Here is a 13,358-nt window from a genome sequence, read left to right as displayed (position 1 = left end):
CGGTTCGTCCCCGTGGGATTCCCCTCTCGCGGAACGGCGTCATAACAAACATAACGGTTGCTTACCAATGACTTATTGTGTTCGGGTTGTTGGTCGACTGGTCACGGTGGTCATGCTTGCCGCTGGCGGCATGGCCACGGCCGGGACAGGGTCGGTGATGCTTGCCACGCAAGCGTCTGCCCAGTCCGCGTCGTCCATCGTCGTCCAGGGCAACCGCCGCGTCGACGCCGACACCATCCGCGGCTATTTCCGGGGCGACCGGCTCGACGCCGTCACCATCGACGAGGGCGTGAAGGGGCTGTTCGCCACCGGCCTGTTCGAGGACGTGCGGGTCAGCCAGCAGGGTGGGCGGCTGGTGGTCACGGTGGTCGAGAACCTCGTGATCAATCGCGTTGCCTTCGAGGGCAACAAGAAGATCAAGGACGACGTGCTGGCTGGCGAGGTCCAGTCCAAGTCGCGCGGGCCGCTGTCGCGCGCCGTCGTCCAGTCCGATACTCAGCGCATCCTGGAAGTCTACCGCCGGTCGGGCCGCTACGACGTGCGCGTCGAGCCGAAGACGATCGACCTGCCGAACGGCCGGGTCGACCTCGTGTTCGAGGTCACCGAAGGCACCAAGACCGCGGTCCGCCGCATCGAGTTCGTGGGCAACAAGGCGTACGGTTCCTGGAAGCTCAAGGACGTGATGAACACGACCGAGTCCAACTGGCTGAGCTGGATCAAGAACAGCGACGTCTATGATCCCGACCGGCTCAATGCCGACCAGGAACTGCTGCGGCGCTTCTACCTCCAGCACGGCTATGCGGATTTCCGCATCCTGTCGGCGGTGGCCGATCTCGATCGGCAGAAGAACGAATTCAACATCACCATCACCCTCGACGAAGGCCAGCAGTACAAGTTCGGAACGGTCGAGGTTCAGTCGAACATCCGCGACGTCGAGTCGGACTCGCTGCGCAGGGTGCTGCGCACGCGCCAGGGCGACACCTACAATGCCGATCTGGTCGAGAAGACGATCGAGGATCTGACCATCGAGGTGTCGAAGAAGGGCTATGCCTTCGCGCAGGTGCGCCCGCGTGGCGACCGCGATGCGCAAACCCAGCAGATCTCGGTCACCTATGTGATCGAAGAAGGACCGCGGGTCTATATCGAGCGCATCAATGTCCGCGGCAACACCCGCACCCGTGACTATGTCGTGCGGCGCGAGTTCGACATCTTCGAGGGCGACGCCTACAACCGCGTGATGGTCGACCGGGCCGAGCGGCGGCTGAGGAACCTTGGCTACTTCAAGACGGTGAAGATCACCAACGAGCCCGGCTCGGCGCCCGACCGCGTGATCCTGAACGTCGAAGTGGAAGACCAGCCGACCGGCGAGTTCTCGGTGGCGGGCGGCTATTCGACGGCCGAAGGCTTCATTGGCGAAGTCGCGGTGGCGGAGCGCAACTTCCTCGGCCGCGGCCACTATGTCCGTCTGGCCGGCTCCTGGGGTGAGTACTCCAAGAGCGCCGAGTTCAACTTCACCGATCCCTATTTCATGGGCTACCGCATCGCGGCCGGCTTCGACCTGTTCTACAAGCAGACCGAGCCGTCCTCGTCGACGTCGGCCTCCTACAGCAACAACATGGTGGGCGGCACCATCCGCTTCGGCCTGCCGCTGCAGGACAATCTCTCGCTGCTGCTGCGCTATTCGCTCTACCAGCAGGAGATCGAGATCGGGAACCCAGAGTACCGGGACTGCGCCCCGCAGGGTAACGTTCCCTTTCCGGATTGTCAGGAGAACGGCGAGGCGTCGCAGGCCTTCAAGCAGATCGCCGGCGATCCGCAGATGGTGTCGCTCGTCGGCTATACGCTGGCCTACAACACGCTCGACAGCAACAAGCAGCCGACCAAGGGTCTTTACGCCGAGTTGAAGCAGGACTTCGCGGGTATCGGCGGCGACGTCAACTTCGTCCGCACCACCGGCGACGTGCGCTGGTACCACGACCTCGGCAGCGACATCGTCGGCCTGCTGCGCGCCCAGGGCGGCTACGTCACCGGCTGGGGCGACCAGGAGTTCCGCATCATGGATGGCTTCTTCATGGGGCCGAATCTGGTGCGCGGCTTCAAGTCGGCCGGTATCGGCCCGCGCGACATGGACTCCAACAATCAGGATGCGCTCGGCGGCAGCATGTACTGGGGCACCACGGCGGAAGTGCAGTTCCCGGTGCCGTGGATGCCGAAGGACTTCGGCCTCAGGGGCGCGCTGTTCGCCGACGCCGGCTCGCTGTGGGACTATCAGGGCGAAGTCTACAACGGCATGGAAGTCGAGGACGGAAACGTCATCCGGTCGTCGGTCGGCGCCGGTGTGATCTGGTCGTCGCCCTTCGGCCCGATCCGTATCGACTACGCCGTGGCGCTGTCGAAGGCGGACTACGACAAGACCCAGGCCTTCCGCTTCAGCGGCGGCACGCGGTTCTGAGGCGGACGGCATCCGCCGCCAACTCAATGCGCGGCTAAGACGTTCTGCGAAATCCGGCCCCCGCGGGCCGGATTTTCGTTTGGTCCTGGGTCCGGTCGCAGGTTTTCGCGAAATCTCTGATTTCATGCTTGGGACCGTAGGATGTGACTCGCCATGCCCGCGCTTGTCGCGGGCATCCAGGACTTAAAGCGTATATAGAACAAAGACGTGGATGGCCGGGACAAGCCCGGCCATGACCACGGCGGGTCAAAGCCGAGGGCCCCAGTATTGGTCTGCGACCGCTGGCGTTCGGCAACCGGGGCCGAGCCGGCCCCGGCTTTCGGCAGTCGGCTGGGGATGGCGATGCCGCAGGCGGCGCCAGAGCGCGTTTTCCGCAACCGCGACAGCCGGTTTTGCGATAGAAGACGCCACGACTCATATCGTTTCCGGCCGATCCCTTCGGGATGCCGGAAGCGGTCTCGCCGGAAAATCCTTGATCGAAATAGGGTTTTTCAGCGACAGGTCTACGACGCTCCGGCCTGATTGGCCGGGTTCGTCTCAAACGCGATCTTCCGGTTTGCTCCCGCGATGCCGGAAGGTCTGGTCCCGCCTTTGAAAGAGTCCGCCGGTCGGCCACGGCCTGCCGGCGACAGTCAGCCGCCATGCCCGAGCCCTGCTTCTTTCCCAGCCCCCAGCCTGTGACGCTTGGCGAGGTGGCGGAACTGGTCGGGGCCGATCTGCCGCGGCCGGTGGACCTCTATCGCCAGATTTCGGGCGTGGCGCCGCTCGATCGGGCGGGGCCGGGCGATGCCACCTTCTTCGACAACACCAGATACCTGCCGGCGCTTGGCGCCTCGCGGGCGGCGGCCTGTTTCACACGGGCGCGGCTCGCGGCGCAGGTACCCGCGCACATCGCCGTGCTGGTAGTGGCCGATCCGCACCGCGCGCTCGCGCTGCTGTCGCGCAAGCTCCATCCCGAGGCGCTGAAGCCGGCTTCGGTGTTCGGCACAGCCGGGGTGGCGCCGGGCGCCATCGTTCACCCGACGGCGCGGCTCGAACCCGGGGTCACCGTCGATCCCGGCGCGGTGGTGGGTGCCGATGTCGAGATCGGAACCGGCACCTGCGTCGCCGCCAATGCGGTGGTCGGCCAGAGCGTGCGCGTCGGCCGCGATTGCTGGATCGGCCCCGGCGCCAGCGTCACCCACGCCTTGCTCGGCAACCGGGTGATCGTCCATGGCGGGGTGCGCGTCGGCCAGGACGGCTTCGGCTATGTGATGGGGCCGCGCGGCCACCTCAAGGTGCCCCAGCTTGGCCGGGTGATCATCCAGGACGACGTCGAGATCGGCGCCAACTCGACCATCGACCGCGGCGCCGGCGGCGACACGGTGATCGGCGAGGGCACCAAGATCGACAATCTGGTGCAGATCGCCCACAACGTCACCATCGGGCGCAACTGCGTGATCGTGGCGCAGGTTGGCATTTCCGGCAGCGCCACGCTGGGGGATTTCGTGGTGATTGGCGGTCAGGCCGGCGTCATCGGCCACGTCAATATCGGCGACGGGGCGCAGATCGCCGCCACCTCCTCGGTGAAGGACGATGTTCCGCCCGGCGCGCGCTGGGGTGGGGCGCCGGCCAAGCCGGTGCGCGCCTGGTTCCGCGAAGTGACGTTGTTGGCCAAGCTGGCGGCCCAGGGGGAGGGCGACCGGCCGGCGGGCAAGGACGAAGGGGGGGAGACATGACCGCAGAAACGGGCAAGGTGCTCGAAACGCTCGACATCCAGCGCGTGCTGGCGCTGCTGCCGCACCGCTATCCGTTCCTCCTGGTGGACCGGATCGAGAAGATCGACGGCGACAATTCGGCCGTCGGCATCAAGGCGGTCACCATCAACGAGCCGCACTTCCAGGGTCACTTCCCCGGCCGGCCGGTGATGCCGGGCGTCCTGCTGATCGAAGGCATGGCCCAGACCGCCGGCGCCATCTGCATCCTGTCGCGCGGCACCAACATCCCAAGTGTGGTCTATTTCCTCACCATCGACAACTGCAAGTTCCGCCGGCCGGTGGTGCCGGGCGACGTCGTCGAGTTCCACATGACCAAGACCGCCAAGCGCAAGAACATGTGGTGGTACCACGGCGAAGCCAAGGTCAATGGCGAGATCGCCGCCGAGGCCGACCTCGGCGCCATGCTGGGCGAGTGACGGCGATGGCGAGGATCGATCCGAGCGCGCGCGTCGAGGCTGGCGCCAGGCTCGGCGCCGACGTGGTGGTCGGCCCCTTCTGCATCGTCGGCGCCGAGGTCGAGCTTGGCGACGGCGTCGAGCTGATGTCGCATGTCGTCATCGCCGGAGCGGTGCGCATCGGCGCCCGCACCAAACTCCACCCCTTCTCGGTGATCGGCGGCTCGCCCCAGGCGCTGCGCCACGCCGGCGGCGAAAGCCGGGTCGAGATTGGCGCCGATTGCACCATCCGCGAGTCGGTCACCATCAATGGCGGGTCCGATTTCGGCGGCGGGGTGACGCGCGTCGGCGAGCGCTGCTTCCTGATGGCCGGCTCGCACGTGGCGCACGACTGCCACGTCGGCGATGAGGTCATCTTCGCCAACAATGCCACCCTCGGCGGACATTGCACGGTTGGCGACAAGGTGTTCCTCGGCGGCCAGTGCGGGGTGCATCAGTTCGCGCGCATCGGCGAGCAGTCGATCATCGGCGGCATGAGCGGCGTCGAGCACGACGTGATCCCGTTCGGCTCGGTGCTCGGATCGCGCGGCAAGCTTGGCGGGCTCAATCTGGTCGGCCTCAAGCGCCGTGGCTTCTCGCGCGAGGCGATCCATGCGCTGCGCCGCGCCTATCGGCAACTGTTCTTCGGCGAAGGCAATTTGGCCGAGCGCGTCGAGCAGGTGGCGGCGACGTTCCCGGACGATGCCAATGTCGGCAAGATCGTCGCCTTCCTGCGTGCCGGCTCCAAGCGGCGGATCACCGTGCCGCGTGGGCTCGACGAGGTCTGACGCCGTGACGGTGGCCGCCGAGGGCATAAGCGCGCAGCCGCTGGGCATCGTTGCGGCGGGTGGCCGGGTGCCGATCATGGTGGCGGAGGCAGCGGCGCGCGCCGGCCGTCCGGTGTTCGTCGTGGCGCTGCGCGGCCTCGCCGTGCCCGAGGTTGCGCGTTTTTCCCACATCGTGGTGCCGATCGGTATGCCGGGGCGGGTGTTTTCCGCGTTCCGCGGTGCCGGCTGCCGCGAGATCGTCATCGTCGGCTCGGCGACGCGCCCGCGCATCCGCGACATCCGGCTCGACTTCAAGGCGTTGCGGCTGATCACCCGCTACGCCCGCGCTTTGCTCGGCGGCGACGACAAGCTCCTGACCTGGCTGGTGCGGCTGTTCGAGGCCGAAGGCTTCACGGTGCGCGGCGCCCACGAGATCGCGCCCGAGCTTCTGGCCGGGGAGGGGCCGCTCGGCCGCTGCGCACCGAGCCCGGCGGACGCCGCCGACATCGCCATCGGCATCGACTACCTCGCCACCGCCGGCCGGTTCGATATCGGCCAGGCGGTGGTGGTGGCCAATCATCGCATCGTCGCGATCGAGGCGGCGGAGGGCACCGACCTGATGCTGGCGCGCGTGGCCGAGCTCCGCGCCATGGGGCGGCTGCGCCTGTCCGGCCGCGCCGGCGTGCTGGTGAAGACGCCGAAGCCCGACCAGGACCGCCGCGTCGACCTGCCGGCGATCGGCGCCTCCACGGTCGCCGGGGCGCTGCGGGCCGAACTGCGCGGCATCGCGGTCGCCGCCGGCGAGACGCTGGTGGCCGATGCCGCCGAGACCGTGGCGGCGGCCGACCGCGCCGGCCTGTTCGTCGCCGGCATTCCGCTGCGCGGGCCATCCTCATGACCACGGATGCGCCTCTGGACGTGTTCATCGTTGCCGGCGAGGCGTCCGGCGACCAGCTCGGCGACAAGCTGATGGCGGCGCTGCGGGCGAGGACCGGCGGCCGGATCGCCTTTCGCGGCGTCGGCGGGCCGGCGATGGTCGGGCAGGGGCTTGCGAGCCTGTTCCCGATGTCCGACATCGCGCTGGTGGGCTTCATCGCGGTGGCCCGCCAGGTTCGGCGGGCGCTGCGGCGAATCGAGGAGACGGCGCGGGCGATCATCGACAACCCGCCCGACGTGCTGGTGCTGATCGACAGTCCGGACTTCTGCCACCGGGTGGCGCGGCGGGTGCGCCGCCGCCTGCCGAAGCTGCCGATCGTGGTCTATGTGTCGCCGACGGTGTGGGCGTGGCGGCCGGGGCGGGCGCGGGCCATGGCCAAATGGTGCGACCACATCCTGGCGCTGCTGCCGTTCGAGCCCGCCGCGCACCGCGATCTGCACGGCCCACCTTGCACCTATGTCGGCCATCCTCTGATCGAGCGGCTCGACGAGCTGCGTCCCGGCCCCGCCGAAGCGGCCCGCCGGGCCGCCGAGCCGCCGCTGATCGTGGTGCTGCCCGGCAGCCGGCGGGCCGAGCTGCACCACCTCCTGCCGGTGTTCGGCGAGACGCTGGATCTCCTGCGGCGGCGAATCGGGGCGTTCGAGCCGGTGCTGCCGACGCTGCCGCACCTCGAAGCCCAGGTCGAGGCGGGGGTGCGGGACTGGCCGGTCAAGCCGCGACTCATTGCCAGCGAGGCCGGCAAGCTGGAAGCGTTTCGCAACGCCCGCGCGGCGATCGCGGCGTCCGGCACGGTGACGCTGGAACTGGCGCTGGCCGGCGTGCCGATGATCGCGGCCTATCGCGGCTCGTCGATCGAGGCGTTCGCGGCCCGGCGGCTGATTCGCCTGCACATGTTCATCCTCGCCAATCTCGTGCTCGGCGAGATGATCGTGCCCGAATACCTGCAGACCGACTGCACGGCGGAGAAGCTGGCCGCTGCGGTCGGCGCCATCGTGCGCGAGGGGCCGGAACGTGCCCGCCAGACGGCGGCCTTCGCCCGGCTTGATCAGATGATGAATGTCGACGGCGCGGCGCCCTCCAGTCATGCGGCAGAACTGGTGGTTGCGGCCTTCGAGGCCAGGACGGGGCGGCGCGCGCCCTGCTGACGAGGCAAAGCCAGGGCCATTGCAGGCCGGCTGATCCGCCCGCGCGAGCCCGGTTGCACACCCATCGATTGCTCCACCGCCTCTGCCGGCCCTTTGCGGGGCAAATCGGTTTGTCGTTAATATGACGTTTTTTCTTTGATTGTTTTTGATCTCTCCGAAAACCTTATATCGATCAATGATCGCCGGCTAATGTCTTCGTTTGGGAATGGCCAGGATAGCTTGGATTCCATGCGCTATCTTATCTTTAAATGTGACCAATTCCACTCAAGTCGATTGTCCTCCGCCGTCCGATTCGAGTATAGAAATTCCGGGGACGCCTCTCGGCCCGCGAATTGACAGCCCTTGTGCAATCGCGTAATCAAGGTCTCATAAGGCAAAGGTTTGGTTTCCCCATTGCCTCATTGGGCGGGTCCGTCGCGGTGTGCCGGGGCGGAAGCAAGAGTTTTTGACCATTGGCTATGCCTCGCAGGGAGCGGTGCAATGACGTATCCCCTTACCAGACCTGAAGTCCACGATATCGTTTCGCCAAACTTTGGCCCGGCTACCGAAGACGTTCTAAAGTATCTGGACGATCAAGGCGTGTTCGCCGGCGACGGCTTGGCGTATACGCAGCAGTCGACGGATGGTTCAGAGCCGATCGATCCTGCGGCAGAATTGTATATCGTGAACCCCGGGCCGGACGGCATTGACACTGTGTTCATGCCGTCGGGGGACAATGAGGCCATCATCGTCAATAGTGACGGTGGCAATATGATCTTCGTCGAGTCGTCGACCGACGGCACGATCGGCGTCTTCACCGCCGACGGCGACGATACCGTCCTTCTGTCCGGCGCCGACGCCGGCTACATCGAGACGAATGGCGGCGACGACATCGTCATGGGCGGCGCGCAAAACGACACCATTCTCGGCGGCGCCGGCGATGATCAACTGGTTGGCGGTGCCGGCGATGACCAGCTTTTCGGTGGCGACGGCCGCGATTACCTGCAGGGCGACGCCGGCAATGATTCGCTCTATGGCGGGGCGGGTGCCGACACGATCGTTGCCGGCAGCGGCGACAACTATGTCGATGGCGGCGACAGCGCCGACTCCATCACGGCCGGCTCCGGCAATGACACGATCTATGGCGGCGGCAGCGCCGACACGATCGTTGCCGGCGATGGCGACAATTATGTCGATGGCGGCGATGGCGGCGACGGCATCGTGACCGGCTCGGGTGCCGACACGATCTATGGCGGCGACGGTGCCGACACGATCTATTCCAATGGTGGCAATGACACGGTCTATGGCGGTTCCGGCGCCGATGTGATCAATGCCGGCGAAGGCGCCAATTTCGTCGATGGCGGCGACGGTGCCGACGGCATCGCCACCGGCTCCGACAATGACACGATCTATGGCGGTGGCGGCAGCGACACGATCTATTCCTACGGTGGCGACGACACGATCTATGGCGGCGCCAGCGGCGACGTGATCAATGCCGGCGAGGGCAGCAACTCTGTCGACGGCGGCGCGGGCAACGACGCCATTGGCGCCGGCTCCGGCAATGACACCATCTATGGCGGCGGCGGCGCCGACACCATCGATGCCGGCACTGGCAACAACCTGATCTATGGCGACTACAGCACGGGCAGCGACGGCGGCGACGATCTGATCGGGGCCGGCGCTGGCAATGACACGATCTTCGGTGGTATCGGCAACGACACCATCTATGCCGGTGACGGCCTGAACAAGATCTCGGGCGGCGCGGGCAATGACGTGATCGTCACCGGTGCCGACGCCGACACCGTCACTGGCGGCGACGGCAACGACACGATCGTCGGCAGCGCCGGCGACGACGTCATCTTTGGCGGCGATGGGACGGATACCTATTATTCGACCCATGCGTTCAGCGAAGTCGATCTGGCGAATTCGACGTACAATGCTGCGACTGGTAGCGGGACGATTTCGTTCTCGGACGGCCAGACGATCCAACTCTTCGGCGTCGAGGACATCCAGTTCAAGTCAGAGCCCTGATCTCGGCTCCACTGTCTGGTCTCTTGAAGCGCCCCGGGGATTCCCCGGGGCGTTTTCGTTGGTGGCCGTCACCTGGAACATTCTCCGCAAAACCGGTATCCACACGTGCGGAGAATGCTCTAGAGCGTTATCCGATCTGACTGCATCAGATCGGACGCTCTAAGTTTTTGGTTTGTCGCATTTTCTTTCGCAAAACCGGTATCCACTTTTGCGGAAAATGCTCTAACGGGAACTTCGGCGAGCGAAATCCCGCCGGCTTCCGGTCAAGGAACTTGTGTGGCCCCGAACCGGGATGCTCGGCGGGGCTGGCGCAGGGATCGGGTGCGATCGCCGGATCGCCGACGTGTCGGGAGGCTTGCAGACGGCAGACGTGCAGACGGCAGACTTGCAGACGGAAGACCTTCACGGGTGGGATTTCGGGGCAGCATGCGGCGCGAAGGTCCGGCAATGGTGGCCGCTGTGGGACTCGAACCCACACGGGCATAGCCCGAGGCATTTTAAGTGCCTTCCGTCTACCGGTTCCGGCAAGCGGCCTCTAGACTGCCGACGTTCGGGATGTCGGCGCATCCGGTCATTGGGCTCGCGCGTCTTCGTTCGCGAGAGTCCACGTCCTCAAAGATTGAAGGTCGCGCGAATTCGTAGCGCGGGTCGGGCGGCTGGCTCAAGACCCGAGCGCCGCAAGCGAGGGTAGGGCCAGCCCGCATCGGCGCAGGGCATGCTCGATTTCCGGGATGCGCCGCGATCGGCGCCGCCGGCCTAGAGCCCGGCCTGCGCCGCCATGACGGTCAGGCCAGGATCGCACTTCGTCCGAGCGCGCCACCGCCAGCCGGGACCGGGGCCGTTGCCGGCGGGCCGAAATGCCGGCGAGCCCCAATTGCCGGCGAGCCAATGGATACCCAATCCGGCCCTGTGGGCCGGATTGGGTATCATCGGAAGCCGTGAAATTGGGCGAAGGCGTCGTGCCGTTTCCGGCCCTTCGGGCGCGCGATCACGCCGCTGCCAGGAAGGCACCAATCAAGGCGATCGCCTCGAACGCAAGACCGGTGCCGATCACCAGACGAAACAGGGCGGGCATGGAGAAACCTCTCGCGGCAGTACGCACGCGGCGCACGGAAGGGGCATTTGCTCGTTTTGTCGAAGGACGAGGCCTGCAGGTTCAACGGGAAACGTTTCTGAAGGGTTAAGGTCCGAAATAAGGCGCCGATATCGCAAACAATCGATAACTGCTGCGCAATTGGCCCATACCTCCACCGTCGACGGTCATGTTTGCGCTTAGCTCGTGCCGCTTGGGAGCGGCCGGATGGCCCGCGAGCGTGGGCGATCGGAACGGCGCAGCCGCGTGTTTGCGCGGCCAATGGATGGTCCGCAGTTCGGTCCGGTTCCCGCGATCAGGCGGCTTGCGCCGCGTTCTCCCAGCGGCATTCGGCCGGCCGCGCCTCGGCGGGTCCGAGCGTGGGGTCGAGCCGGTACAGGGTCGAGCAATAGGGGCAGACGATCTCGCGCTCGCCGCCCATGTCCAGGAACACGTGCGGATGGTCGAAGGGCGGCGGCGCCCCGATGCACATGAACTCCCGGGCGCCCACCTCAATGACCGGAACGCCCGGGCCGTTGTGGAAATGGGGGACGAGGTGTTGCGCCATGCTCGATCCTTCTGGTCCGACAGTCGCGCAGGATAGCGGGCGAATCAGGCGGACGCCAGTTTCGCGGGCGGGTTTCCAGGTTCGATTTACATGATGAAATATGGGGGTATTTGGATGCCGTATGGGTGACGCGGCGTCGCAAAGCCGCGGTCTGAAGGCAATTTCAAAGGTCGTCGTAGGGGCCGGACATGTTTAGCCGGCGCCATCGTCCGGTTGGGCGTGTGGCGGAATACTGGTTCTGCAACAAGCTAAATTTCGCAAAAAATGCGTCGTTTGAAGCAAACGTACGTAATTTTACAATTGGTTTGGTTATTCGCAGGTGAGGTCCATTCACGGAAGGCCCAATTTCATCTCCGAAAGTATTTTGATCGTATTCCGCGCAACCAATCCAAGACATTATATGATCGTGAATCAATAGATACCTCCTGCCGCTGTTGTAAAATAGATATGGAGTCGAGTCTAAAGTCGAAATTGCGCGTAGATTCGCTGGTCAGCAGAAATTAACTTTTTTGAATCAAGCTAGATGCCGTATCGGAATGCGAATATCATTCCAAGCTGTGAAAATGGCGCGTTCGTCTTGAGGCATCGGAAGCCGCATCCCGCGGTTCTTCCAACGGCGGAGCGCACCCCCGGAGAAGGCCGATTGGTCATGCGATTCAATCTCAAGATCGGGCAGAAACTCGGCATCAGCGCCGCCATTGGCATGGCGCTGGTTCTCACCCTCGTCGTCGTCTCCCGCGTGGCGCTCGATCGGATCGACAATGCCACCAATTCGCTGGAGCGGGCGGCGACCCTTGTCGGCAAGCTGACCGACAGCAAGCTCGACCTGCGCGACATGCGCTCGTTGTTCTATCAGGCGAGCGTCGCCACCAGCGTCGAGGGTATCGACAAGGTGGTCGCCGAGTTCGACAAGATCGCGCCGGCGCTGTCGCAGCGGGTCGGTGACGTCGCGGCCACCGCATCGGTTGCCGCCAATCGCGAGCGCATGGTGCGCGCCAAGACCGACGTGGACGGATACATCGCGACTTGGCGCGAGGCAGCCGCCCGGCAGCGCGACCTGCTGCAGGTCCAGAAGAAGCTGATGGGCGTCGTCGACGCCTGGGGCGCGGAGCTCGCCAAGGTGCAGGCAGTCTCCAGCCGGCTGGGTGCCGACACTGCGACCCTGCTGGAGCGCATCGACGGCCGGGTTGCCGAGGCCCGCTCGGCGATCTGGCGGTTCTACGCCACCGAAGACGAGCGGCTGAAGGATCAGGTGCGCAACGGCGTCGAGACGGCGCTGAGCGAACTGCGCGACCTGCAGGCGAAGGATCCGTCCCCGCAGCTCGCCGCCATCCTGCCGGCGCTCGCCAAACTTGCCGAGCAGCACCGCGAGGTGTTCGACGCGGCGAGCGCGGCTGCCGCGCAGCGCGCAGCAGCCGTCAAGAAGGCTGGCGCCGTGCGTGTCGAGGTCACGCAGCTGGTCGATGAGACACTCGATGCGGCGAGCGCATTCGCCGCGTCGCTCAATCGGGATGTCGACTCGGCCGTTGCCAGCGCCGACACCAGCGGCCTGATCCTGGGGGCGCTGACCGTGCTGGTGCTGATCGGCTCGACGGTGTTCGGCTTCCTGGCCGTCGGCCGGCCGATCAGCCGCATCGCCGGGGTGTTGGAGCAGCTCGCCGGCGGCGACAAGAGTGTCGAAATCCCGTTCACCCGCCGCGGCGACGAGGTCGGCGACACCGCCCGTGCCGCCAATGTGTTCAAGGACAATCTGATACGGATGGACCAGATGACGGCCGAGCAGAAGGCTGCCGAGGCGCGCGCCGAAGCCGAGAAGAAGCAGGCGATGCACCAGCTCGCCGAGGGCTTCGAGCGGGCGGTGGGCGGCATCATCGGTGCGGTGTCCAGCGCCTCCTCGCAGCTCCAGGGTGCGGCGCAGACCATGTCGGCGGCGGCCGAGCAGACCAACCGCCAGTCGATGGCGGTGGCGAGCGCATCCGAGCAGGCCTCCTCCAACGTCCAGACCGTGGCCTCGGCCGCCGAGGAACTGGCGGCCTCGGTCACCGAGATCGGCCGGCGGGTCAATGAGTCCGCCTCGATCGCCGCGGAGGCGGCGCGCGACGCCGACGCCACCGCCCAGAAGGTCGGCCGGCTGTCGCAGGCGGCGCAGAAGATCGGCGACATCGTCGGGCTGATCTCGACCATCGCCGGCCAGACCAACCTGCTCGCGCTCAACG

The 13,358-nt window shown here is 66.0% G+C and carries 9 protein-coding genes and 1 tRNA gene; 8 read left to right on the top strand and 2 right to left on the bottom strand.

The window, feature by feature from the left end:
- Positions 1–67 precede the first annotated feature (67 nt).
- The 7 genes from bamA (at position 68) to F1193_RS09850 (ending at position 9,502) form a co-directional block, all read left to right on the top strand.
- Positions 68–2,452, top strand: a complete 2,385-nt coding sequence (gene bamA / locus F1193_RS09880) for an outer membrane protein assembly factor BamA (protein WP_150097522.1) — start codon at positions 68–70, stop codon at positions 2,450–2,452.
- A gap of 641 nt (positions 2,453–3,093) precedes the next feature.
- On the top strand, positions 3,094–4,170 hold the full coding sequence (gene lpxD, locus F1193_RS09875; RefSeq protein WP_150097521.1) for a UDP-3-O-(3-hydroxymyristoyl)glucosamine N-acyltransferase: 1,077 nt from the start codon (positions 3,094–3,096) through the stop codon (positions 4,168–4,170).
- Positions 4,167–4,625, top strand: coding sequence for a 3-hydroxyacyl-ACP dehydratase FabZ (gene fabZ / locus F1193_RS09870; protein ID WP_150097520.1), 459 nt, complete (start codon positions 4,167–4,169; stop codon positions 4,623–4,625). The genes lpxD and fabZ overlap by 4 nt, the downstream gene beginning before the upstream one ends.
- Positions 4,626–4,630: 5 nt before the next feature.
- Positions 4,631–5,431: an acyl-ACP--UDP-N-acetylglucosamine O-acyltransferase gene (lpxA, locus tag F1193_RS09865; RefSeq protein WP_150097519.1), complete on the top strand. Its 801-nt coding sequence runs from the start codon at positions 4,631–4,633 to the stop codon at positions 5,429–5,431.
- Between the two features lie 4 nt (positions 5,432–5,435).
- Entirely contained in the window at positions 5,436–6,308 is an 873-nt protein-coding gene (locus F1193_RS09860; RefSeq protein ID WP_246164275.1) for an LpxI family protein, read from the top strand.
- Positions 6,305–7,492 (top strand): lipid-A-disaccharide synthase, encoded by a 1,188-nt coding sequence (gene lpxB, locus F1193_RS09855; RefSeq protein ID WP_150097517.1) that lies wholly within the window; start codon positions 6,305–6,307, stop codon positions 7,490–7,492. Before F1193_RS09860 ends, lpxB begins: the two co-directional genes overlap by 4 nt.
- 393 nt (positions 7,493–7,885) lie before the next feature.
- Positions 7,886–9,502 (top strand): calcium-binding protein, encoded by a 1,617-nt coding sequence (locus F1193_RS09850; protein WP_170263509.1) that lies wholly within the window; start codon positions 7,886–7,888, stop codon positions 9,500–9,502.
- Positions 9,503–9,950: 448 nt separating this feature from the next.
- On the opposite strand, the gene F1193_RS09845 is transcribed toward F1193_RS09850, so the two are convergent.
- Together F1193_RS09845 and F1193_RS09840 are read right to left on the bottom strand one after the other, a co-directional pair.
- Positions 9,951–10,036: transfer RNA gene (locus F1193_RS09845), tRNA-Leu, on the bottom strand.
- An 854-nt stretch (positions 10,037–10,890) separates the two neighbouring features.
- Positions 10,891–11,142, bottom strand: a complete 252-nt coding sequence (locus tag F1193_RS09840) for a zinc-finger domain-containing protein (RefSeq protein ID WP_150097515.1) — start codon at positions 11,140–11,142, stop codon at positions 10,891–10,893.
- Positions 11,143–11,791: 649 nt separating this feature from the next.
- Here F1193_RS09840 and F1193_RS09835 point away from each other — a divergent pair.
- Positions 11,792–13,358 (top strand): HAMP domain-containing methyl-accepting chemotaxis protein (locus tag F1193_RS09835; RefSeq protein ID WP_170263506.1); only part of this gene is annotated, 1,567 nt, incomplete at its 3' end.

The organism is Blastochloris sulfoviridis, from assembly GCF_008630065.1.
Taxonomy (GTDB): domain Bacteria; phylum Pseudomonadota; class Alphaproteobacteria; order Rhizobiales; family Xanthobacteraceae; genus Blastochloris; species Blastochloris sulfoviridis.
This window is presented reverse-complemented; position numbering and strand designations above follow the sequence as displayed.